Origin of the sequence: Neorickettsia findlayensis (genome assembly GCF_009856525.1) — a bacterium.
Taxonomy (GTDB): domain Bacteria; phylum Pseudomonadota; class Alphaproteobacteria; order Rickettsiales; family Anaplasmataceae; genus Neorickettsia; species Neorickettsia findlayensis.
The window spans coordinates 1-23,092 of the sequence record NZ_CP047224.1; the positions used below are offsets into that span (position 1 = coordinate 1).

Sequence of the window (23,092 nt, forward strand, 5' to 3'; positions counted from 1 at the left end):
GATATGGGATTAAAGGAGAACATCGTTTATTTAAAGTTAAGTGAGATAGATGTAAATGATTTTCAGCCTCGTAAAGTTTTCGATGAGGCATCCATAGTAGAGTTGGAGGAATCTATAAAAAAAAATGGCTTGATACAACCAATAATAGTTAGAAAATTTGGTGAAAGATACAAGCTAGTTGCTGGTGAAAGACGTTTTAGAGCTATGAGAAACTTGGGAGAAGAAACGATCCCATCAATAATTAGGGACTTTACAGATAAGAGTTCCCTTCAGGTTGCGATAGTAGAGAATATACAGAGGAAAGATTTAACACCATTGGAAGAAGCAGAAGCATACAAAAGACTCATCGACGAATTTAATTACAAGCACTTGGAATTGGCAAGTATAGTTGGTAAGAGTCGGTCTCACGTAACGAACCACCTTAGAATACTTTCTTTGCCAAAAAGAGTAAAAGAGCTTTTAGAAGAAAATAAAATCTCACTTGGGCATGTTAAATTACTAATTAATGTGAAAGATAGCGAGAAAATAGCAGAAAAGATAGCTCGTCTCTCGTTGAGTGTAAGGCAGGTCGAAAACCTCCTAAAAGGTGCTTATGAAAAAAAGAACTCACATGTGAACAAGAAAAGTCATGAATTGTGTATGTTAGAAAACAAAATTTCAGAAAGGTTAGGAATGAAAGTGACAATAACCGACAGCGAAAAGGAAAATGGAAATGTTAAAATCACCTTTAAAAATTTAGATGAACTCCAGAATATTTTGGAGAGACTAAGTTAATGAAACATATTTAGGATTGTGGTAACATATGAGCCACTGGAAATGTAGTTGGTCTGGATTGAATAATGTTCTACAGTAAAAGACCTTTTTTAGGATTAAAACACTTCTTTTTTGGGGAAAACCAAAAGTGGAAAATTTCATCTGGTTTCTATTACTCTTCTTTCAAAAGAATATTTATCACTGATACTTCAAATAGGTTTTCGAAAGCTGAGAAGTTTATCTTATCAACGAAGAGAAACTTTTACTCTCATAATAGGGTAGTTAAAATTCCTAGTTTGGATGATATTGACAGCAAGACTGCACGCAGATCTTCCAGGGGTAAACTTGAGATTACAGTCGGTGGTGAGCCGTATACACTTGAGAAAATTAAAATAGGAGGTGGTCAGACCGTTGGAGGAAGGACATTATATGAAATAAAGGGATTAGATAAAGGGATGATAACAACTGCAAGGAGAGATTCAGCAGTTTATTGTCTGTGGTTAGATCCAGATAACAGTATTTCAAGTAGGAAATATAATATTCCAGGGAATCTTAAAATGCATTTCAATGGTCCGGTGAAAGCATTTAGTCCTGTTGTCAGGGATCCAAGAGATAAAAGCATCAATATCCTATCTACACTTATTTCTCTTCCCGTTTATACGTCAACTCTGCTTGTAAAATACACTGCTTATTTTTTATTGGAGTTGGTTTCTAAAGTACTAGTTGGTATAGTAACACGAATCGTCTTACCATCATCTTTCCTTATTTTTTCCAGTTGTTTTTTGACTGTTGGGCTTGTTGGACTACCTCTTATGGGTCCGGATAAAATAAGAGGATACCTAAGGTGCTATCCAAATGTTTTAAATATTTCTCGCAAGATGTTTTTTGTGGGGACAATTACTTACGTAAAAAGTGCCGTTCTTGGATTGGATTGTATAGGTGACAGACACAGTGGGACGATAAGTGGTTCCCTAAAGGTGTTGGACTCTGAAAAGAAAGAGTTAAAAATGAAAAGAACTGTATCCTCCTTACTTGATTCTCTATCTATAGGACTTAATGCCTTTTTGAGTGTAGTAAGGGGATCGATTAATGTATCTTGTTCTTCTGTTCGTGCATGCGCAAGCTTCTTGATTGGAGTTCTTACTCTAAACGTGGATTACTTTCATGCATCTTTATTCCTGATAAAACAGCCCTTCCTTGAAATGCGAGATGATTTCCGTACTTTATTCGGTGATGTGGTAGAACCTACGCATTGTGTGGATCAGATAATTTCCTTTGATAAAGATGCATTTACAGCTGCAATTGAGGAGCGCAAAAATAGTACCGCACCTGCTAGAACGAAAAAAATACCTGGGATCTCTACTCTTGGGTTAAATCTTAGATCCGCAGGTTTTACTGAAGTCGATATTGGATTGTGTGGTTTTGTTCCACCTAGTTGCAGGACTACAAATAGGAATCTCCAGTGAAGACTTAGCTAATTTAGCCTTTAAGCAGTGTTACCTTCTATATACGGAAGCCTTATTTTAACGGCAGTTCCGCTTCCTTCTTTGCTTTCGATCTCGAATGCTCCACCCATCAACTCTACCAGCTTTTTGCTAAGTGGTAATCCTATTCCAGCCCCATCATATTTTCTTGAGAGTTCCGTATTTGACTGACCAAATACAGAAAGCGCCTTTGCTATATCTTTTTCTGGTATACCAACACCGTTATCCGAAATTTCGATTTCAATTTCTGAAGGTAATCTGATTATAGAAATTTTTATTAAGCCATCTTCATTCGTAAATTTTATCGAGTTCGAAAGGATATTTAGGATTACCTGTTTTACCCTCTTATGATCGCTTTTGATAAGTATCTTATTTGAAAAGAAACTCTTCACTATCTTTATCTTTTTTCTCTTTGTTGTTGTCATTCTGATGCAAGTCTCGGTCAAGCGTACTAAATCAAACAATGTTGGCTTTATCTCCAGGTTGTTTAACTCTGACTTTGAAAAATCGAGAATATCGTTGATCAAATTTAGCAGGTGGTTCCCTGAATAATAGATATCATTTGCATATTCTCTATGTTCTGTACCAAGCACCTCTGCTGTGCGTATCAGATCTGAAAAACCGATTATTGCGTTTAAAGGTGTTTTTAGTTCATGACTAACATTTGCTAAAAATTGTGATTTTTGAGAGCTTATTTCTTCTATACTTTCTTTAGCTTTTTTTAGTTTCGTATTTATTGAAAACTGTTCATTCAGGACCTTAGAGCTTTCCCTGATTTTCATCACGCTCCAGAAAAATAAGGATGAACAAATGAGCAATACGACAAGTGTGAACCCTATCCATGTAACTCTGAAAGGCCTTATAAGGCTCTTTGCATCGTATGTAATTTCAATAACTGATGGGGGATTTTCTTCGGGATTTAAAGCCACTGTGACCACTATATTTCCCTCGTCGTCGATAGAAGTGGAGGAAATATTGTTTTTTAGGTCATGACTGTATACGTGATGTGTATGTTCTAAATATTTATTGAGACTGAAAACTCTTGTTTCTCCTCTGTAAAATATCTCGACTTGAATAACATCCAGTGGTTCAAAAAGTAACTTTGCTTCGCTCTCAAAATACATGAATTGTGGCTTTTCATGCATTCTTGTAGGTTCAAAATCATACATCTCAAGCATAAAGGAGTATTTTTCCCATATTAGTCTATTAAAAATATTTCTAATATTTATTGCACTTCTTTCTATACTGCTTTCGAGAAGGTTTTTCTCTGTTTTCATGTATCCAAGAAAGGAAGTCAGTAGTATTGTTACTACAATCAGGATAAACGACTTTATATAGTTAAACATTTTGAGCAGCGATCAAGTTAGCGATTAAAGTATATAACTTTTTATTTAAATCACAGAGATGTACGATTACGTAGTAGTTGGTGGAGGAATAGAATCCTTTTTGTTCTGTTTTCTGATTTTACATAACACTAAAAAAAGCAACATAGCCTTTGTTACAAAAAGTCCATCTGATATGTCAAAGCATTCTTCGCTCTCAAAAGTGGGATTTAGACATGTTAGTGCATCCGAATATACAAATCTGTTTTCAAGATTCCATTTAGAGACTCTTTCGAGAAGGGCCGTTTTAGGTGGATGGAACGAAATAGGTAGGCCATTGAAAACACAAGAAAAATATTGGCTAAAAAAACGCCTCCTAGAAGGGCGTTTTCTTTATCAAAATTTAGATCGCAAATTAAAAAACTTAGCATTCAGAGGTCCCCTTTTGTGGAAGGAATTTTTCTCTAATTACCCAGAATTTGCTGTAGATATTGATTTGATAAAGGGTATCTATGGTGTATCCAATTACTGTGAAAAGGGCGAGGATAGCACACAGCCACTAAAAATAGATGACATAGAGTGGAATTTAGTTTGTGGAAGAGATATATCTTTCGAAAGTGATGGATTTAGTTTTAATTCCCTTAAGTTTTGCAAAAAAATTGGAGACTTCTTAAGTAATAATGGAATTAGCTTTTTTTATAATACTGAAATTTCAAAAGTAGATTTCACCAGCACTAAGAAACTGAAATACATGATTTCGTCACATGGCAAAATTTTTCATGGGAAAAACTACTTTATTGCCATTGGAGACAACTTTTTTGGTTATAATGACTATTTCAATTTACGAAAATTAACACAGCCAATTATTGGTTCATGGCATCTTGTACATGATGTGGATCTAAAACATCCACTCAAATATAGTAACTACGTTGGTCCAAATCTGACTTTTTGGCAAAACTATACTCCTGTTTCCTGTAATAGTTTTACTAAATTTGAGAGTCATGGCTTCCAAGATGGAAAAAAGGCTGTCGTTGTAGGTACTGGCTGTATGTGGAAGGGATCAACCCGTGGTGAATATCACTCAAATGTGGAGTTTGTGAAAAGAAACGAGAAAGTTATAAAGGACTTATTTCCGGCAAAAGAAATAATTTTACTTGACGGAAACTGTACAAGAAATTTTTCATATAATTCTTTGCCGATTGTTAAACGTGGTAGTAGTTTAGAAGGGAAGTACCTTCTCATATCTGGCACCGGAACATTTACAACTGCGAACGCAGTAAACTCAGCATCCGAAGCGGTAGAGTTTTTTCTTGGCAACAAACAACACTAGGGCCTGTTCTTCAGAGTTCCTTTATTTACTCTTAACAGGAATTACTTCCAGCCGTTTTGGTCAGCCATGTACACAGCCGCCGACATATACGGAAAAATTTTTGAGAGACTTGACGAATCAATCTTGTACTCTCCCCAATTTTTTAAAACTTCGGGAATCTCCACAGATGTCACAACGGGGTATTCATAGTTCTTACTGACATATAGTTTCTGCGCTTCTTCAGTTACCATATACTCGAGAAATTTTATTGCGTTCTCCTTGTGCTTCGCATTTTTTGCAACACCAGCGCCACTTATATTCACAAAGGTGCCTCTGTTGTCTTGATTCGGGAATATTACTCCCACTCTCTGTGCAACCTTCTTATATGCCTCCTTGTTTGACGAAAGAATCCTAGCTAAGTAGTAGCTATTCACTACAGTCAAGTCTCCTTCTCCAGATGCAACGCCTTTAATCTGATCGGTATCGCCTCCATATGGTGGTCTAGCCATATTCCTAATGACACCTTTTATCCATGCTTCGGCTTTCTCCTCACCATTGGCAAGTATTACAGATGCTATGAGAGACTGGTTGTACGGAGAATTAGATGATCTGAGCAGAAGCCTATCTTTCCACTTGGAATCAGCTAAATCTTCGTAATTCCTAATATCAGATGGATTAACTCTTTCTTTCGAATAAACTATGACTGCCATGCGTCGTGTTAGTCCAAACCAGTAGCAGTTTCTCAGGTCTGGTGTCAATACATTTTCCAATATGGTAGAGGATACACATTCGAGGAGCCCTTCAGACTCTGCTAGAGCTAAATTCACTACATCAGCTGCCAAAAAAACATCCGCTGATGTGTTAGCCCCTTCACTCTTCATTCTTGAAATTAACTTTGTCGCATCGTCCGTGATATAGTTCACTTTTATACCAGTACGCTCTGTGAAGGCTGCAAAAATCTCTTTTACCATCTCCTCCTTTCTTGAAGAATAAATGTTAACAACATTCTCCTTTTGTTGGGTAGCTTTACTTTGTGTTGGAGCAGGCTTTTTATACAAAAAAAATAACACGCCTACTAGAACTACTAGTACCAAGTAATACAGTTTTTTATACACTGTCGAGCCTCCTCTGGTTGCAGAGATTGTAGTGCATGATTGTACATAACGTTTTTTCCAAAATACAGCAAGCAGCGATTTTATCTTTCCACTTCTTTTGCCTTGATCTGGAAAGAGAACCAAGTAAGACCATCACTTCACTGGTTGACGATGACTCATCACACATAAGGATAGGCTTCTTAGTTACCTCACTTAATTTTTGAGCAAATTTATCTATAGAATGTAACCATCCGTTGTCCCTAGTATGGGAAAACGGGGTTCCAACAATTATTCCTGAAAAATCCGGAACGACCTCCATAATATGAAAAGCATCAGCACCTCTTCCCCGGGAAGTGAACTGAAAATAGTTCTGTACATACCTAAGTTCAGGGTCACTGACCGCAACACCTATGGTACGCTTTCCAGGGTCAATGGACACAACCCTCCCTGTTCCGATAGCATTCAAGAATTTTTGCAGGTCGAAGGTTATCATTTCTTACTGGTACTCGACTAAAAGCAGCTCCAGGGTACTGAAAAAAAAAGCGATTTAAAAGCCCACCATGCAGAAGTTCCAATATGCGAAGATACATGAATTGCTTCCGTAGAAGGTTCTTAGCGTGTATCTATGAGTTCAACCCAGACGTCACAGGACAGATGCTAACAAAAATATTTAAAAAATCAAGAAGCAAAGCTTGCCGCAGTAGTAGAACCCAATTAGGAGGTGAATGTCTATACAGTATGTATACAGAACTCTGGAGCGGGAGAGACTACAGCGCATTTGCCCAAAAAGCGTACATAAGAAATGTGATCGCCTCACGTGCAATCAGTATAGTAGCAGTGGCTGCTTCTTCTGTTCCTATACAACTATTTGAATGTAGTGGGACGGAGAAGAAACGTTGCTCGGTCTCCCATCCGCTCAATGAGCTATTAAACGAACCTAATCCTAATATGTCAAGAGTAACATTGATAAAAAATGCTGTTACGTACAAGCTCATTAGCGGGAATTTATATTTTCTCAAGATTGGAAATAATTTACCAAAAGAACTGCACCTTCTAAGACCTGATAGGGTCACAGTTATACCAGGAAGTGATTGTTTACCTTTGGGATACAGATATAAAGTTGGAAACTACGAAAGGGAATATTACATGAACAAAATCACAGGAGACTGCGATGTTCTACACATAAAGAATTTTCATCCATACAACGATTGGTATGGACTATCACCAGTAGAGGCGGCAATGTACAGTATAGATCAACATAATCAGGCTAGTCTTTGGAACCAAGCTATGCTCAAAAATGGTGCTAGACCTAGCGGGGCGTTTATATCCAGGTCTAAGGATCCAATGCCGCATGAACAATTCATACGTTTAAGCAGGCAACTCGAAAATTGTTCCGGTGCTGAAAATGCAGGGAAGGCTATTCTTGTAGAAGGAGGAATAGAGTGGAAGGAAATGAGTATCTCTCCAAAGGAAATGGATTTCCTTCAGAGTAAGTACAATTCTGCAAGAGAAATAGCGTTGGCGTTTGGTGTGCCACCACAATTACTTGGCATACCAGGAGACAATACCTACAGCAACTTAATAGAAGCTAGACTATCTCTATGGGAAGAAACAGTTCTCCCAATACTCGATGAAATAGTACATAGCCTGAATGTTTGGCTTGCTCCGGTTTTTGGAGATAATTTGGAGTTTGCGTACGAAAAGGACAGTATAGAGGCGCTGTCTAAGAAGAGGGAAAGGCTTTGGGATTGTATAGAAAAAGCATCTTTTTTGACAATCAATGAAAAAAGGCAGGTCTTTGGTTATTCCACTATGGAAGGTGAAGATGAAATAGCAGAGCGCAATAAAAATTTTGAACAGTAATGTGTTTCAAGAACTTGGGGATTTAAGGAATATTTCACCTTAAACAACCCCAAGGTTAATTTGCTGTTTTATTTCCTATTCTTTGCGTGGTTCCACCATGTTTCCAAGAACATAGTCTGCTTTTTTATCTCCATCCAAGTCTATCCCAAGATAAGATGGTGTTCTCAATATGTGTATATCAGGAAGTTTATCACCGGTTAGGTCAATCCCTATCGTTATGTGCAGTATTTCTAGAAAAACTACGAACAACACAGAAATAACAATTATCCAAAGAGATTTCTTCTTTGATAAAAGTGCCACCAAATTCGATATGTTCATTTCTCTATCCAAAAATCACGACCTGATTATAGGACAGCTAATTGGGGTTGGGGCAGCAGTTTTTAACTAAGAGATTTTAGTAGTTCTTCTTTGTTCTCATGAAGATACAAATATGCTGATGCCACACTAGTTAGACCAGCTATCCATATGAAAAACGTCGGGAGAATATCTGGGATCCATTCCTTGTTTAAGAGATAGAGGAGTATAGCAACCATCTGGGATATCGTCTTTAATTTACCAAATCTATTTACAGGAAATGCCACACTGTCACGAGCAAGATATTCCCTGAGTCCAGAAATGAAAAACTCTCTACAAATGATCATGATTGCAGGAATTAGTTGGGCTCCCGTTATGTACTGCATATGTACCAACATAACAATAGCAGTAGAAACAATCATTTTATCGGCTATCGGGTCAAGAAGTTTTCCAAACTTTGATTGAGCCTTTAGCATCCTAGCGAGGTACCCGTCAAAAAAATCCGTCAGACTTGCGATTGAAAAAATTCCTACCGTTATCACCCAAGAGAATCTAGATTGAATGTAAAAACTTAAGCAGAATACTGGGATTATCGCTATCCTTAAAACAGTAAGTAAGTTAGGAAGGTCCTTCATAGAGAAAATGGCAATAAAGAATGGTCCAAAGGTTCCTTAACAGCCCCAAACCCTACCACCTAATTGCCAATCTTGAAAGTTTTTGATGAGAGATCTTATTGGCAAATTCTGTCGGTTTCTTTGTGTACACCTATATCCATCCCAGGCTTGCTACCTCATATTGCAATGGATATGCCACACGTGCTAGAAGTACCATGTTCGTGTGCAAAAATAAATGAACATACTTTGTTTTTTGCTTGTACTAGTTGCAATCTTTTCATCATTTAGGGCTGTTTCATGTAGGAATGTTGTGCACGCAGTTTTGTACTTAGTCCTTGCTTTTTTTACTTCCTCGGTGCTTCTGTTAGTATCTGGCTTGGAGGTTCTCTCGCTGATGCTGCTTGTTGTATACGTTGGTGCAATAGCGATCTTATTCCTATTTGTTGTCATGATGCTTAATTCAGATGATTTCAAGAAGGGTTTAGAGATGTCCGTGCCGAGGTACCTGGGTCTGTTTGTTATAGCCTTACTTCCATTTTTTTTCCTTCTAGCCTCACATGACGAGATACAACAGGAACGTACTTACATAAGCATAAAGGATATAGGAGCCGTGCTCTATACGGATTATGTATATCTTTTTCATCTTTCGGGAGTAGTGCTTTTATTTGCGATGGTGGCGGCAATCAGTATTGCTTTGCCGGGTAAAAGCGGCACTAAATTCCAGGTAGTGAAAGAACAAATTTCGAGGTCTTCTGTTGTGAGATTGTTAAATGTACCTTCAGGAAAGGGTGTAGATTACGACTGATCCACTACTAAGTCTCCATAGATGGAACTTGATCAATTTTTTTGTTTTACATTACTTGACCACGGTTCATCCTATTAAGTCTTCCAATGTGGAAACACGTGTCCATTCGTATGTCTTGTATTGGAGAAAATTTCCCTGGTTTCGCCTTACTTAGGTGTCAAATCATGTGGGATTTTGTTAGACTTGTCGTGTTTCCATTACGTAGAGTCTCATGAGTCCTAGTTTTGCGCTCTTTTTTGTTTCTAGCTGTTTCTTTTCTATTGGACTTTTTGGTGTGCTAATCTCAAGCAGGAATATAGTTACTATGCTTTTAGCAGTAGAAATTATGTTACTTGGTGCAATACTTAGCTTCTGTAGTGCTTCTTTCAACGCTATAGGAGGACAAGTTTTTTCCATCCTGGTGATTACAGTTGCTGCTGCTGAAGCTGCGGTGGCACTTGCGGTAGTTGTTTTGTATTTTAAAAAAGCCGGAAATGTGGATGTAAAAAAGCTCGACAAACTGGGAAATTGAGTTCATCGTTTTTCTTTGTTGTGTTGGCAAGTTTTGTTGTTTTGAACTCTAGGAAGTCCTATAGTGTAAGAATGGAGAAACGTGGTAGCTCAGAGTATTGATGTAGTTATTTCAGTAGCGCGTGTCCTACTCTTGTGGTTAGTTCTTTGAACTCCCTTTTTGAGTTTACTTTGGAGATTCGTTATCTATAATAGTTGGTTGTCCGCCCTGAGGGGTGGTACATATTCTTACTCTCTTTGGGTAAGTCTCTGTGCACTTGTCTGTGTTCTCTAAATTAAGTGTCGAACATTTTGCGTATGTTGGGTTATTCGATAGTTTTCCTGCCACTTTTGTCATGTTTGTTATGTTGTTTTCTTATCAAGTGTAGGGAATCAATCTGTTTACAGCTATCGAGCTCGTTCTTGATTGGTCTTGCTGCAGTTTTTTCTTGGAGTCTATTTTTCACGCTTAAAGATGGTGAGGCTTTTTTACTTCCCATTTTTGAGTGGATTTCCGTTATGTCATTGCAAACCCTTTTTAGGGTGAACATAGACAAATTAACGGTGCTGATGTTCGTAGTTGTTAATACCGTTTCGTTTGTTGTGCACTGTTACTCAATCGGATACATGAAGAAAGATCCTTGTAAGTCCAGGTTTTTCGCGTACCTTTCCCTCTTTACCTTTGCCATGCTTGCTCTTGTTTCCGCAGGTGATTTGTTGCAGCTTTTTTTGGGATGGGAAGGCGTTGGAGTTTGTTCCTATCTCCTTATAGGGTTTTGGTTCAGGAAGGAGTCTGCCAATGCTGCTTCTATGAAGGCTTTTCTTGTAAACAGAGTTGGAGATTTTTGCTTCTTAATAGGAATTTTCTCAGTATACAAAATTTTTGGGACACTAGAGTTAAAGAAAATTATTTCGGATGTTGGTTTGCACTCAGGTGAAACAATTTTGGGTTTTGATTCTCTCACTTTTATCAGTTTAATGCTCTTTATTGGTTGCATGAGTAAGTCCGCTCAGCTTGGCTTACATACCTGGCTTCCTGACGCAATGGAGGGCCCTACACCAGTATCGGCACTTATCCATGCAGCCACAATGGTTACTGCTGGTGTATTTCTTCTGGCGAGGTTGTCTCCTTTATTTGAGTGCGCTGAACTGGTCAGGTATATAATTATGTGGGTTGGTGTATCTACAGCTGCTTTTGGGGCTGTGGTTGCGCTCTGTCAGGATGATATAAAGAGAATTATAGCATACTCAACTTGTAGTCAGCTTGGGTATATGTTTGCTGCATGTGGTGCATCGGCATATGGCTTAGCTATCTTTCATTTATCCACACATGCTTTTTTTAAAGCACTGCTCTTTTTGTGTGCCGGTAACGTGATTCATTCCACTGGTGGGGAACAAGACATTCATAAAATGGGTGCATTGAAAAATAAGATTTTTTCCACTTATTGCATGATGTTTATAGGAAGTCTTGCCTTGTGTGGAATTTTTCCATTTGCTGGGTTCTATTCAAAGGATTTAATAATTTCCTCCCTCTCACATGCGGAGGTTCCGTTTATTTTGTCAATACTCACAGCTTTTTGTACTTCTGTTTACTCGTGTAGACTACTTATGTTGGTATTCTTCGGTGAGCAGAAATTCAGTCTTAAGAAGTTTCATGTCCCTTCTGTAAGCATGGTTTTGCCCCTTGTGCCGCTGGTCCTCCTTTCGCTCATTTCTGGTTATTTTGGGGTGAAGCTTTTGGTAAACTCATCATTTTGGATGCAAACTGGTTTAATTTTTCAGCAAGTTGTAGAAGTGCATGGGTTGATGCATTTCCTTCCTCTGCTTTTTGCTTTGGCTGGTTTCTTTTTTGTTTTTGTTCTTGGTGGTGGAAGAATTTCTTTCTCCAGAATATTCGTTTGTTTATCACTCTTTACACTCTTGTCATTTCTTTTGCACTTTTATTTAGGTGTGGTAACGTGCATTTTCTTAATCGGGTTTGTATTAGTTAATCGCAACAGTGTTGTTCTGAACTTTTTCAAAAGGATCCTGAGTTGTGGGTTTTACTTTGACGAAGTGTATAAAATGTTGTTTGTTGGTCCATTAACGCGGTGTAGTAGGTTCTTCTGGAAAGTGATTGACGTTGAGTGTATTGACCTCGTGCCGACATTGCTTGCTAAGATTTCGCAGAAACTTTCGTCTGGCGTTCTGACGTTGCAAGCTGGGTTTCTATACCATACCGTGCTCTTTTTTCTCTTGGGTATATTGTTTTTATTTTTGGTCGCGTGATTGTTCCATGCTATTTAGTTTTGTGGACGAGTGGCCAGATGTGTAAACTTTGCTTTGATTTCACACATAAATTATAAGAATTTATACCAATTTAGACTACTATTTTGGGTATATTATTAAGATCTATAAAACCCGGAGATATAAATGAAGCTTAGCAATTCTTGCTCGTTTAATGAGGTCAGGGCGTCCGTTTTGGATCAGAACACAGAGCTTTTCTGTGACCTTCTAGATAAGTTGCGGACTGATAACTTATTTAGGATGGTTGACAGTAATGGTGATACGATTCTCCATATTGCTTGCAATGCAGGTAATGTCAAAGCAGTAATCACTGCTTTGGAGAGCGGTGCAGATCTGAACGCGAGAAATGGAAGTGCTGGAGATACCCCTCTGCATGTTGCAATGAGAAGAGGAAATGTCGTCATAATAATGCACTTGCTTAACAATGGAGCCTCAGTTGTGGAGAAAAATTTCTTGGGTAACACCGCTATACACGAGGCGGTAATTTCAAAGGTAGAAAAGAAAATACTGAAAAAGGTCGTGGAAAGTTTTCTATCGAGCAATGCATTAAGTAAGCATCTTTGTCTACTGAATAAAGCTGGTAAAACGCCAATAGATATTGCAACTGAAGCGGCCGACATTGAGATTATTAACATGCTTATGCCTCTTAAAACTGCACTTGTGCAAAAAGATTGTTTTTCAGGTTCATATAAATCTCAAATCTGTTCCAATGATGTTCATCGTGGTAACTGAAAAAAGAGTTTCTTAGGAGATATCATCTATCCACAGTAGAGTTTTTTTAACTCTTCGAGATCTAAGTTCTTCTCTATTGCGTGTCTTATTTTCTCCATGAGTTTATTCATAAAATATATATTGTGGTAGGTGATTATATTGAATGCGATGTTTTCTTTGGCAGAGAGTAAATAGTTTAGGTATCCGCGAGAATAAGTTTTACAGATTTTACAATCGCAGGATTCATCGATTGGTAAGTCGGAGTTTTTGAAGATGTTGTTTCTGAGATTTATGTATTCCTTACCATTGTTTTCTGGATAAGAGGAGTATTTTATTAGAGCTCCTCCATGCCGGGCTATTCTAGTTGGGTGGACGCAATCAAAAGTGTCCACTCCCATATCGACACCCATGAAAATATCAGAGATGCCACCCACTCCAAGGAGGTGAACCGGTCTTTCTCTATTTAGGTTTGTTATAGACATCTCAACGACCTCTTTCATTTCTTCTTTAGTCCTTCCGAGGGAACCACCTATTGCATTTCCAAAGAGTTCCCTACTGTTGTTGAACTCGACGCTTTCCTTTCTTAGATCTTCAAAAGTTCCTCCATGTATAATTCCGTAGACCCCTTGCCATGCCTTACGATTTTTTTCTGCGTACGAAAGACTCCTATCTGCCCACCTTTCATTTCTTTTTAGAGCTTCCTTATTGTATTCTTTCTCCAACGAGAATTTAGTGCATTCATCTAACACAACAATGAGGTCTGCTCCGAGTTTTATTTGAACATCCATCGATTTTTCAGGGGACAGGAAAAACTTTGTTCCATCATAGTAAGATTTGCAGGTTATTCCTTCCTCCGATATTGCGATAATGCCGGAACTGTTAGATGTCCTAGAGTATTTTCTTTTTAGTTCTTGTACATTTGTCTTATCTTTTGTGTTTAGGCTGAAGGCCTGAAAACCTCCAGAATCGGTTAACATTGGTCCATTCCACCCTGTGAACTTCTGTATTCCACCGGCTTTCTCTATATGTTCTCCTCCGGGTTTAAGCATCAAGTGGTAGGTATTTGACAGTATTATTTGAGATCCGGCTTCTTTGACTTGGTGTATTTCCAAGCCCTTTATTGCTGCTCGGGTTGCACAAAATATAAAGGCTGGTGTATGTATCACTCCGTGTTTAGTTATTATCCTACCAGTCCTCGGGCGTTTTTTTCCATGTTCCAGGTAATTGAATCGAGGGAAAATTTCCGATTCGTGCATTTTGTCTTGAGTGCTAACAATCGTAGAGTTTTATTATAGCTTCACGAGCGTCTTCCACCAATTAAACATCCAGGATTTTTTTGAGTGCAAGTGGTAGGTAGTAGGAAAGTTTTAAGTATCAGCAGCCGCAGTATTTTGTTGCGGCTTCACAGATCCATTCTTTCAAAAGCGGAAAGATTAAGTGTTCTATGCTTTTTGCATACAAACGCTATTAGGTACCGGGAAGATTTGACTATTGTAGCGAGTTTTAGGAAGCTGGTTCCATAGAGTTTTTATTTGTCTATACCGGTTTACAGGAAAGCTTATGGATTGCTATGGGTCGAGGCTTCATGAATGATTCTCTTCCAATAAAAGAACCTCCCAATACGGTACCGCTTGCAATAGAGCCGATACTCGCAAGAGACAGACGCAGCACACGTAATAGCAAAAGCAAAAACGCTGCTACGCTGTACACTTGGTTTTTATGAAGTAGGGAAAACGAACCGCATCCCCTGACTACTTACTGTCCTCGTCTTTTACCTCTTCATATTCAGGATCTACTACCTTTTCTCCTTCTTCTGTGTTGTCATTCTTAGGCGAGGAGTCATTGGATGTACTTTGTGATTCCTTATACATTGCCTCACCTAGTTTCATAGAAACCCTAGAAAGAGCATCGGTTTTTTCCTTAATCAGAGAAGTATCATCTTTTGCTAGGACACCCTTCAGATCATTAATTGCATCATCTATGCTTTGTTTCTCCGACGAACTAATCTTGCTACCATATTCAGAAAGTGACTTCTCTGTAGAGTGGATCAAGCTTTCCGCATTATTTTTCGCTTCAACTAGTTCTCTTCTTTTTTTGTCTTCATCGGCCTTTGAAGCAGCTTCATCTACCATTTTCTTGATTTCTTCTTCTGTCAAACCACCGGAGGCCTGGATTTTCACTGTTTGCTCTTTTCCAGTACCTTTATCCTTTGCCGATACATGCACTATTCCATTTGCATCGATGTCGAATGTTACTTCGATCTGTGGCATTCCGCGCGGTGCAGGGGGAATACCCTCCAAGCTAAATTGTCCTAAAAGCTTGTTATCACCAGCCATCTGCCTCTCTCCCTGGAAAACTCTAATTGTCACAGCAGACTGATTGTCCTCTGCTGTGGAAAATGTTTGTGACTTCTTAGTTGGGATTGTGGTGTTTCGGTCTATGAGCTTTGTGAAAACACCACCTAATGTTTCTATGCCAAGGGAAAGTGGTGTAACATCCAACAATACTATATCTTGTGCATCGCTTCCGCCAGCTAGTATATTTGCTTGTATCGCGGCACCGATAGCGACGACTTCATCCGGGTTTACGCCTTTATGCGGCTCCTTGCCAAAAAATTCAGTTACTTTTTTGACTACAGCCGGCATTCTTGTCATCCCACCTACAAGAACGACTTCATTGATCTCCTCTCTTTTGAGTCCCGAATCCTTCAAGGCCTTTTTGCATGGTTCTATTGTTCTATCAATAAGATCAGAAACAAGCGATTCGAGTTTCGCTCTTGTAAACTTGACATTTAGGTGTTTAGGGCCTGTAGCATCAGCAGTAATGTACGGAAGATTAATGTCTGTTTCCTGGGTACTAGACAGCTCTTTTTTCGCTTTTTCTGCTGCTTCCTTGAGTCTTTGAAGAGCTAGTGGATCGTTCTTAAGATCCATGCCATTTTCTTTCTTAAATTCTTCAACCAAGAAGTTGAGTATTATCCTGTCGAAATCCTCACCTCCTAGGTGGGTATCACCATTTGTTGCTTTTACCTCAAAGACTCCATCGCCAAGCTCTAAAATTGAAACATCAAAAGTTCCACCGCCCAGGTCAAAGACAGCAATATTCTTTGTTGTTGCAGTCTTATCCAGACCGTAAGCCAGTGCTGCAGCTGTAGGTTCATTTATGATCCTGAGAACGTCAAGTCCAGCTATTCTTCCTGCATCTTTTGTTGCCTGACGTTGTGCATCGTCAAAATAGGCTGGCACTGTAATTACAGCTTTTGTGACTTTTTTGCCGATATGGGTTTCAGCTGCTTCTTTTAGTTTGATCAGTATATTTGCACCTATCTGACTCGGAGAATAAGATTTGCCTCCTGCTTCAATCCACGCATCACCATTTTTTGCTTCTACAATCTTGTACGGATAGTCCTTCTGTATTCCCTTGATAAGGTTGTCCTTAAAACGTCTTCCTATAAGTCGCTTAGAGGCAAAAATTGTGTTCTTAGCATTTGTAACGGCTTGTCTCTGTGCCGGAGCGCCAACGAGAGTCTGGCCATCCGATGTAAATGCAACTACTGAAGGTGTAGTTCTTACTCCTTCTGCATTCTCTATAACTTTATCCTTGATAGCTACACATGAATTTGTAGTTCCTAAATCTATTCCTATTGCTATTTCGCCTGCCATAAAAGTGTCTTATTATTTTTTCCCACAAAACTATATGTAATTATGAAGTCCCTGAATTACAAGATAAGGCATCACCAATGTTTTAAGGTTCTGTTTGTTGAGGCCTCAGATAGGCTTTCTCAATGACTGCGGTACTTATGGTATGTTTCCCCGTTTGGGACCGTTTTTCATTTTCTATTTGTGTATTAAGTATTTCTAGCAGGTAGTTTGTTAGGTCTTTATGCGCTACAAAGCGACCGTTGAATATGTTGGTACTGGTTTCTCTGGTTGGCAGAAACAAATGTTTGTTCCATCTGTGCAGGAAGAGTTAGAATCAGTCCTTAGTTTTTTATTAAAGGAGAAAATAGCAGTTAGTGTTGCTGGCAGAACAGATGCAGGGGTACATGCTCTTGGGCAGGTCTTTCATTTTGATGTACGTGAATCCACTTTGCAGCCTTTCCAGATAGTAAATGCAGTAAATTGCCATTTGAAAGAGAAGTTAATAGTTCTGCTGAACATGGAAGTTGTTGATGAAACTTTTGATGCCAGATTTTCTGCTATTAGGAGACACTATCAATACAGGATCATAAATAGAAAGACACCCCTGGCAGTATTTAGGAACCGTTATTGGCATGTACCTTGGGAATTGGATCTGGATTTTATGAGGGAACAAGCTCAATGTCTTGTTGGGAAACACGATTTTCAAAGTTTTCGTTCATCTAAATGTGGTGCTTCTAACGCTATTAGGACTCTAGATAGATTGGAGGTGGAGAAAAATGGAGAAGAAATCATTTTTTATGCTTCTGCCAAGTCATTTTTGCATCATCAAGTGCGGATAATGGTTGGTACTTTGGTTGCCATTGCATCTGGAAAACTCGTGAGTGTTACAGAGATTCTCTCTGGGAGAAATCGTTGTTATGCTGGTCCGACTGCTCCTCCGTGTGGTTTATATCTCTTGAAAGTAGATTATTGAAGCAAAAGCAATCTATGCCTATATAAGTATAAATAGATTTTCTTAATCTACTATGTTATAATCTTGAAAGATCTGTTTTCGATGCACTATCTGCCTTGGTGTACTTGTGAAGAAAAAGTAAATGCTAGTGACTGAATAAGAATAGTTGCTTCTGCACATGCTTAATTTAGCTTTTCCTGGCACCTGCTGTTGAGCGCGTTTTGGCGGTTGATTTCTCAGTGAGAAGCTCTTGATAGCGATAGGCCGTGTGTTTGTGAGTACAGATGTTGTGGTTACAGGTGCGGTGTTTCCTTGCAAAGTTGATTTGGAACTGGGTTTTAACATCCCTGGTGTTGATAGAGGTGTGCCTCATGGAACTGCCGGAAGAATTGTCCTCGTGAGTGGGTATATGCAAAGTGTCTGTTTCTGTTTTTCATGATAGGTGTGATTTCTTTTGAGATTATTCCGAAGGTTGAATATACCGATTATTACAGTCTGTGCTCCACTCACGGGAACTTATATTAAATATTTATCGTTTACGAATAAAGATAAAGGTTTTAGTAATTGGTCCAAGAGTAGAGTTGATCATGTGAAGGTGATCGGATTGATGTTTGAGGCCGCTAGCTGAAATGACCAAGGATGGTGCGATTCCAGGGCGTTGTTACAGCTCCTTTACTCGATTGTGATAATTGTGTTGAGGGGTAGTATTCTCTCGTTTATATAAGGCTATTTTCCTTTTTTGGTGGTGTTAGTAATGCTATTTTGGTGAATTATTGCTGGTAGGCTAGTAGATAAAGAGTGCTTTGGATACATAACACTCCCACATACATGGAAGTGTGGTTACACGTAAGTGCTAGTTGGTTTCTGTTGTGCTGGTATCATCAGGAACCAAGTGAAAAAATACTTTTTCAGGAGTGAAATGATGTTTGGAAAAATATGTGCGGTGGTCGAAGCAGGAGATACTGCTGCTTTAGCGTTGCTACTTCGAAGGGCAGAGTTGGGTGAGGACGACGGTGCTGGGTCAAGTGAATCTCTCTGGTCTGCGGTTGATTCTGAGGGACGTAGTATTCTACAACTTGCAGTGGAAACACGGAATCCAGAAGTGCTCAAATGTGTGGTAGAGGAACTATCTGGTGACTGCTTGGTGAATTTGTGCACCAAAAAAACAGGAGCGACACATTGTTTTCCTGAATGCACGCCGCTGCACACTGCAATTGCACTTGAAGAAACAAAGATTCTGAAGTTACTACTAAACAAAGTATCAAGCGCGTGTGGGCAAGATGGTAAACCACCCTTTGCTGCTGCGGCTATGTGGAGCACGGCTGATAGTAATGGGAATACGATTTTAGCTGCTGCACTTGCCTCCGGCAATGTAGAGATAGCGAGTCTAGTGGTCGGAGCAGTGAAGGCTATTGGGAGAAGGGTTAATCACGATAGTTTACATCAGACTTCACTGGTCTATATAATTGCTGCATATGATGACATTAGACATAGAGCTGATAACGCACTTGGTAAGGCTGTATCCACAGGGAAGCCTGCAATAGTTCGGAGTCTAACTGATGTTCTGACTTCTGAGGAGTTAGCATCTCTACTAACAAGGTGTAATTTGGTAGGTGACACTCCGTTCGACCGAGCCGCACGCGAAGGACATGAGGAGATTATTGGGATTCTGATCAGAAAGTTAGGTGCGCTGTATAACACGTGGGTTCATACACCTTTCAAAAAAGTTGTAGAGTCCTCTATGGAAAATAAAAATAGGAAAAATAACGAGCAAGTTTCAGAGCGCTTTTCAATGCGCTTTTTGAGTAATGCAATTTCAAGTGGTAACACACGGGCTGTTAAGCGAATTTTAGCACCTCTGTCTACCGAGGGTAGACATAAATTAATGAGTTGTACAGGTTGGGGTTATGCCCTATCTCCATTACAGCTGGCATTTTCCCTGGGTGCAGCAGAATGCGTAGAAGTAATGCTTGACTCGCTTGTTACTGGTCCCGGTGGAAGTAAGGATCTTGTGTTAAGCATACTTGAGCAACGTTCCGGTGGGCTTACACCGTTGCATTGTGCTGCTGATCCTGAGTCAGTTAGGGTACTGAAAAAGTATAAGTTGTCCAAGCAAGCTCTTCTGGGTCTAATTACGACTGGGGCTTTGGACTGTTCTCTCACAGCACCTGTTTTTGTCCCTGATGGTATGAATCCACTGCAAGCCATGCTTGCCGGTCCTAGTGGTGATGGAAGGCCTATTCGTAGGGCAGTTTATGTTATGACAGCTATGCTGGATCTTGTAGGAGATGATCCAAACTTGGTTCAGCATGCGCTTTCCTCAATGGATGCCGCAGGACGTAGCACTATGTACACTTGTGCAAGTCTTGTAGGTTCAAGAGGTCTTTCTGCCACTGATTTCATGGCTCTGGTTCACTATCTTGAAGACAAAGTAAACCTCAGGCATTTGTTCAGCCAAAAAAACATATTTGAAGGTATCTCTGTATCTGATCTTGTTCAATCTATGGAACAAGATTTGTACAGCTGGGGTTTTACTGTGAACGATTGCGTTTCCCGCGCTGTAAATAGACAAGAAAGAACTGCGAAGGAAAAGATCACTAGCCTAAGAACGAAGGCTATGTTTGTTAATTTAGCCGCCTTTTGCTTCCTCTGCATATCAATCATCGCAATAGTAGCTGGAGTTTTCTACGTTCTGTGTTCCAAACAAACTAACGACACGAGATCTGCAACAATCACTGTTGCAGTTGTGCTCTTTACAGCCGCTTTCTATCTTGTTTTATTTGCCTTAGCTTTTTTGCTGCTTTCTTCGGCTCTAAAGGAGTCAAGCGAGAAGTCTCTTGAGAAAATAGGGGTTCCTGGGGAAATCTTTAAGCCGAGTTTCAACAATGGGGTGTTGTTGGATCAAAGTCATGAGATTCATTTCAGACCTGAAGGCATTGGGAAGTCAGAAACGGCAAGGACTGATGTTAGAGGAGCGAGAGATCCGCTTAGTGTATATTCTTCGTCTCCTTCTGCCTCCTCTCTTCTTGTGTATAGTGGTACTATGGACGTTCAGAGACGCGGTTCAGGTGACGAATCTAAACTTCCCGTTGCGAAAGGAGTGTTGTCTGTGGAGGATTCTTGCCCCAGTAATACTCCCGGAGAAGGTGTGCAAGATTTGACAGTAGAGAGTATACATGATGAGCAAGCGAAAGGTCTTGGTGAGTAATCGATCCTCACTCTAGGGGAAGGTTATATAGATGCGTATTGCATGATTCCTGTAAAGAAGTTTCTGTGTACGGGATGAGTTTCCTCAAGTACTGTACAACAGAGTGGGTGTCGGTCTTATTTGTGGAATGTGTCTGTACTGCGGTTGGTACAGTTTCAGAGCGTACAAATACCTGATCTAGAAGCGTTTACTTCTAGCGGAGCGGCTTTTCTTGAGTGGCTAGGTCCGGTGAAATTAACCATGATTTTCACAGAGATTTGGTATACTTTAAGGCTGCCACGAAGTTATGAACCAGAGTGGCTCACTCGAGGGTATTCCAGGTGCAAGAAATATTGCGTCGGGCTTCTTACATGAGGAATCCTTTAATTGCAAAAGGATGTGGCACCAAAGAGAAAATTTTATCTGGGAACACCCTAAAACCGCAAAGAAGGTATAGCACTAATCTGAGGATCCTCACCCAAGAACGTTTCAGATGCAAGAAAAGATTGCACTGATGGGTTCATCTGGGAGGTGTTTTAACCTTTCTCTCTTGCAGAAACCGCAAAAAACCCAATGGGCCTGTCTAGGGGAGTAAGGGTGATTTCTATTGCTTCTTTTTCCTTGGAAAATATTGCGGAAAACTCCTTATTTAGGGAAAGGCTTTCCACGTAACCAGAGGATTGTTCATGATCAAGGTTCAGCCTTTGGAAAAATTTTTCTATACTGATTGTTCTCCAATCCTTTCCAACTCGTTCCATGCACGGTGCGTCCATATACAGGACACTATCTTTGGAGATGATCGCATAAAAAATAGTATCTTTTCTCATTGCGCTTGCAAACAAGAGATTCTGGAACTCTGTTATGACGAGCATTCTCTGCGTTTTGCAGATTAGATAGGTTGCCGTTGCAACTAGAAACATGAATATTGCTCCAATGACAATCATCGAAACTGCAAGATTGTCCAGGGAGTACTTTGATGGGTCCGCTGTCAGCATTCCTGAGGTGCAGTAGAGCAAAAAAAACGTGGCAATGATGATGATACAAAGCCAGTAGATCGTCTTAAATGGATTAAACCCTTCGGCCCTAATGTAAAAATCACTACAGTTCTTGACAATATTGTATATATTCCGATGTGAAACGATCCGTCTGGAATGCATTAGCTAACCTTATCCGATATAAACATTAGGTATATTTTAAGATGAATAAAGTAAAAATTTTGTTGAGTATAAAAATGTTAACAGAAGATGTTTTTAAAAATGACATCGCATATAGGAGGAAATACCCCTACGATATGGAAGCAACTACAAGGCGAAATACTAATAAGATCAAGATGTCGAAGCAGTGTATCTCTTTAGGCGAAAGATATCTGAGTAATGCTAATCCTTATTACAATGTTCTTGCCCTTGAATCTTTCTGAGTATATTGTGGCATATTCTCTGCAATCACAGGACCGCTGCTAAAACCTGCCTCACACTCTTTAACCAAGAGGTTTAGGTTGCCAGTAGCAAAAGGCGAGCCTACAATGTTGCCAGGCAACTTTAACACATCCCAAGCCACCATAGCCGGCCAAGCCATCGTTACAATTGGGAGCATTGTCAAACCTGCTCCAACTAATGGAATGCCACCTGGCGCGACAATAGCAATAATCACAGCCTTGACCAACGTCATGGGCATACTGATAGACTTGGCACTTGTAATTTTCTTGAGACAATCAATATCAGAGAGTGTTTTTGTAGGATCTGAATCGTTTCCTTTAGGAGCGAGTTTTGCTCCCAACGATTTCATCAAACCCGACATCCCATTAGAGATGTCTATGCCAGTAAGTCTCTCTATCTTTTCACTGATCTGTACAATGGCTGCAGATGAAGCCGAAATTTTTGCGAAATCTGCAAGCAAGGCCTCTTTTTCTCTTTTGCTTACCTCTTTTATCCTTTTTTCAGCTTGTATAATTGCTTCGTGTAGAGCCTGTATTTCGCCGTGACACTCCAACACCACCCCATAATGTTCCACTAATGAGCGCGCTTGAAGAGTTACTTCCTCCGTGGATAATTTGTGTAAATCGTTTAATCCAAGAGTGGCTTTGTGTTGTTGGCAGAATTCCGCCAGAGCAGAGCTGGTCCTTCCTATTTCCTCAAAAAAAACCTGTTGATTAGCCTCTAAGCTGCTTTTCCGGGTTCTCATTCCAGAAGCTAGATCTCCAATAATATTGGACTCCTCTATTCTCTTTTTAAGTGACTTTGGTATTTTTCCGCCATCTTGCATATTTTCCCACTCCGATAAGCTCAGCC

Annotated in this window: 19 protein-coding genes; 10 read left to right on the forward strand and 9 right to left on the reverse strand. The window is 39.6% G+C overall.

Going from position 1 to position 23,092, the window contains the following annotated elements; genetic code table 11:
• Window positions 1-3 precede the first annotated feature (3 nt).
• Window positions 4-774 carry a ParB/RepB/Spo0J family partition protein gene (locus GP480_RS00005; protein WP_160096043.1) on the forward strand — a complete coding sequence of 257 codons (771 nt, stop codon included), beginning with the start codon at window positions 4-6 and terminating at the stop codon, window positions 772-774.
• Between the two features lie 65 nt (window positions 775-839).
• Window positions 840-2,219 carry a hypothetical protein gene (locus GP480_RS00010; RefSeq protein WP_160094734.1) on the forward strand — a complete coding sequence of 460 codons (1,380 nt, stop codon included), beginning with the start codon at window positions 840-842 and terminating at the stop codon, window positions 2,217-2,219.
• A gap of 20 nt (window positions 2,220-2,239) precedes the next feature.
• Here the strand turns inward: GP480_RS00010 and GP480_RS00015 are convergent, their stop codons facing one another.
• A complete protein-coding gene (locus GP480_RS00015) occupies window positions 2,240-3,583 on the reverse strand; it encodes a sensor histidine kinase (protein WP_160094736.1) in 1,344 nt (447 codons plus the stop codon).
• Window positions 3,584-3,641: 58 nt separating this feature from the next.
• Between GP480_RS00015 and GP480_RS00020 the strand changes: the two genes are divergently transcribed.
• Complete coding sequence (locus tag GP480_RS00020; RefSeq protein WP_160094738.1) at window positions 3,642-4,889, forward strand: hypothetical protein; 1,248 nt, start codon at window positions 3,642-3,644, stop codon at window positions 4,887-4,889.
• A 41-nt stretch (window positions 4,890-4,930) separates the two neighbouring features.
• Here the strand turns inward: GP480_RS00020 and GP480_RS00025 are convergent, their stop codons facing one another.
• Window positions 4,931-5,926 (reverse strand): extracellular solute-binding protein, encoded by a 996-nt coding sequence (locus GP480_RS00025; RefSeq protein ID WP_336603231.1) that lies wholly within the window; start codon window positions 5,924-5,926, stop codon window positions 4,931-4,933.
• Window positions 5,927-5,975: 49 nt separating this feature from the next.
• A complete protein-coding gene (locus tag GP480_RS00030) occupies window positions 5,976-6,401 on the reverse strand; it encodes a RuvX/YqgF family protein (RefSeq protein ID WP_237111348.1) in 426 nt (141 codons plus the stop codon).
• A gap of 299 nt (window positions 6,402-6,700) precedes the next feature.
• Here GP480_RS00030 and GP480_RS00035 point away from each other — a divergent pair, with 299 nt between their 5' ends.
• Window positions 6,701-7,825 (forward strand): phage portal protein, encoded by a 1,125-nt coding sequence (locus GP480_RS00035; protein WP_410522088.1) that lies wholly within the window; start codon window positions 6,701-6,703, stop codon window positions 7,823-7,825.
• Window positions 7,826-7,900: 75 nt separating this feature from the next.
• On the opposite strand, the gene GP480_RS00040 is transcribed toward GP480_RS00035, so the two are convergent.
• Together GP480_RS00040 and pgsA are read right to left on the reverse strand one after the other, a co-directional pair.
• Window positions 7,901-8,143: a hypothetical protein gene (locus GP480_RS00040; RefSeq protein WP_237111349.1), complete on the reverse strand. Its 243-nt coding sequence runs from the start codon at window positions 8,141-8,143 to the stop codon at window positions 7,901-7,903.
• 62 nt (window positions 8,144-8,205) lie between these two features.
• Window positions 8,206-8,754: a CDP-diacylglycerol--glycerol-3-phosphate 3-phosphatidyltransferase gene (gene pgsA / locus GP480_RS00045; protein WP_160094744.1), complete on the reverse strand. Its 549-nt coding sequence runs from the start codon at window positions 8,752-8,754 to the stop codon at window positions 8,206-8,208.
• A gap of 214 nt (window positions 8,755-8,968) precedes the next feature.
• Here pgsA and GP480_RS00050 point away from each other — a divergent pair, with 214 nt between their 5' ends.
• The 4 genes from GP480_RS00050 to GP480_RS00065 all read left to right on the forward strand — a co-directional run bounded on the left by GP480_RS00050 (window position 8,969) and on the right by GP480_RS00065 (window position 13,045).
• Window positions 8,969-9,538: an NADH-quinone oxidoreductase subunit J family protein gene (locus GP480_RS00050; protein ID WP_160094746.1), complete on the forward strand. Its 570-nt coding sequence runs from the start codon at window positions 8,969-8,971 to the stop codon at window positions 9,536-9,538.
• Between the two features lie 211 nt (window positions 9,539-9,749).
• Entirely contained in the window at window positions 9,750-10,049 is a 300-nt protein-coding gene (nuoK, locus tag GP480_RS00055; RefSeq protein ID WP_160094748.1) for an NADH-quinone oxidoreductase subunit NuoK, read from the forward strand.
• Between the two features lie 296 nt (window positions 10,050-10,345).
• Window positions 10,346-12,295 (forward strand): NADH-quinone oxidoreductase subunit L, encoded by a 1,950-nt coding sequence (gene nuoL / locus GP480_RS00060; RefSeq protein ID WP_237111397.1) that lies wholly within the window; start codon window positions 10,346-10,348, stop codon window positions 12,293-12,295.
• 192 nt (window positions 12,296-12,487) lie between these two features.
• Window positions 12,488-13,045: an ankyrin repeat domain-containing protein gene (locus tag GP480_RS00065; RefSeq protein ID WP_237111351.1), complete on the forward strand. Its 558-nt coding sequence runs from the start codon at window positions 12,488-12,490 to the stop codon at window positions 13,043-13,045.
• Window positions 13,046-13,071: 26 nt separating this feature from the next.
• On the opposite strand, the gene tgt is transcribed toward GP480_RS00065, so the two are convergent.
• Together tgt and dnaK are read right to left on the reverse strand one after the other, a co-directional pair.
• Entirely contained in the window at window positions 13,072-14,280 is a 1,209-nt protein-coding gene (tgt, locus tag GP480_RS00070; RefSeq protein ID WP_160094754.1) for a tRNA guanosine(34) transglycosylase Tgt, read from the reverse strand.
• Window positions 14,281-14,775: 495 nt separating this feature from the next.
• Entirely contained in the window at window positions 14,776-16,686 is a 1,911-nt protein-coding gene (gene dnaK / locus GP480_RS00075) for a molecular chaperone DnaK (RefSeq protein ID WP_160094756.1), read from the reverse strand.
• 220 nt (window positions 16,687-16,906) lie between these two features.
• Here dnaK and truA point away from each other — a divergent pair, with 220 nt between their 5' ends.
• Together truA and GP480_RS00085 are read left to right on the forward strand one after the other, a co-directional pair.
• Complete coding sequence (gene truA, locus GP480_RS00080) at window positions 16,907-17,638, forward strand: tRNA pseudouridine(38-40) synthase TruA (protein ID WP_160094758.1); 732 nt, start codon at window positions 16,907-16,909, stop codon at window positions 17,636-17,638.
• An 898-nt stretch (window positions 17,639-18,536) separates the two neighbouring features.
• The gene (locus tag GP480_RS00085) at window positions 18,537-20,825 is read left to right on the forward strand and encodes an ankyrin repeat domain-containing protein (protein WP_160094760.1); all 2,289 of its coding nucleotides are present in this window, start codon (window positions 18,537-18,539) and stop codon (window positions 20,823-20,825) included.
• A gap of 515 nt (window positions 20,826-21,340) precedes the next feature.
• Here the strand turns inward: GP480_RS00085 and GP480_RS00090 are convergent.
• Window positions 21,341-21,961, reverse strand: a complete 621-nt coding sequence (locus GP480_RS00090) for a hypothetical protein (RefSeq protein ID WP_160094762.1) — start codon at window positions 21,959-21,961, stop codon at window positions 21,341-21,343.
• Window positions 21,962-22,190: 229 nt separating this feature from the next.
• On the reverse strand, window positions 22,191-23,066 hold the full coding sequence (locus tag GP480_RS00095) for a hypothetical protein (RefSeq protein ID WP_160094764.1): 876 nt from the start codon (window positions 23,064-23,066) through the stop codon (window positions 22,191-22,193).
• Between the last annotated feature and the right edge of the window lie 26 nt (window positions 23,067-23,092).

Bases quoted from the DNA above. Each gene is read 5' to 3' on its own strand.
- dnaK (WP_160094756.1), bottom strand. From the start codon at position 16,686: ATGGCAGGCGAAATAGCAATAGGAATAGATTTAGGAACTACAAATTCA.
- GP480_RS00085 (WP_160094760.1), top strand. From the start codon at position 18,537: ATGATGTTTGGAAAAATATGTGCGGTGGTCGAAGCAGGAGATACTGCT.
- GP480_RS00015 (WP_160094736.1), bottom strand. From the start codon at position 3,583: ATGTTTAACTATATAAAGTCGTTTATCCTGATTGTAGTAACAATACTA.
- GP480_RS00010 (WP_160094734.1), top strand. From the start codon at position 840: ATGTTCTACAGTAAAAGACCTTTTTTAGGATTAAAACACTTCTTTTTT.
- GP480_RS00095 (WP_160094764.1), bottom strand. From the start codon at position 23,066: ATGCAAGATGGCGGAAAAATACCAAAGTCACTTAAAAAGAGAATAGAG.
- GP480_RS00090 (WP_160094762.1), bottom strand. From the start codon at position 21,961: ATGCATTCCAGACGGATCGTTTCACATCGGAATATATACAATATTGTC.
- pgsA (WP_160094744.1), bottom strand. From the start codon at position 8,754: ATGAAGGACCTTCCTAACTTACTTACTGTTTTAAGGATAGCGATAATC.
- nuoL (WP_237111397.1), top strand. From the start codon at position 10,346: ATGTTGGGTTATTCGATAGTTTTCCTGCCACTTTTGTCATGTTTGTTA.
- nuoK (WP_160094748.1), top strand. From the start codon at position 9,750: ATGAGTCCTAGTTTTGCGCTCTTTTTTGTTTCTAGCTGTTTCTTTTCT.
- GP480_RS00020 (WP_160094738.1), top strand. From the start codon at position 3,642: ATGTACGATTACGTAGTAGTTGGTGGAGGAATAGAATCCTTTTTGTTC.
- GP480_RS00035 (WP_410522088.1), top strand. From the start codon at position 6,701: ATGTATACAGAACTCTGGAGCGGGAGAGACTACAGCGCATTTGCCCAA.
- truA (WP_160094758.1), top strand. From the start codon at position 16,907: ATGCGCTACAAAGCGACCGTTGAATATGTTGGTACTGGTTTCTCTGGT.
- GP480_RS00050 (WP_160094746.1), top strand. From the start codon at position 8,969: ATGAACATACTTTGTTTTTTGCTTGTACTAGTTGCAATCTTTTCATCA.
- tgt (WP_160094754.1), bottom strand. From the start codon at position 14,280: ATGCACGAATCGGAAATTTTCCCTCGATTCAATTACCTGGAACATGGA.
- GP480_RS00005 (WP_160096043.1), top strand. From the start codon at position 4: ATGGGATTAAAGGAGAACATCGTTTATTTAAAGTTAAGTGAGATAGAT.
- GP480_RS00040 (WP_237111349.1), bottom strand. From the start codon at position 8,143: ATGAACATATCGAATTTGGTGGCACTTTTATCAAAGAAGAAATCTCTT.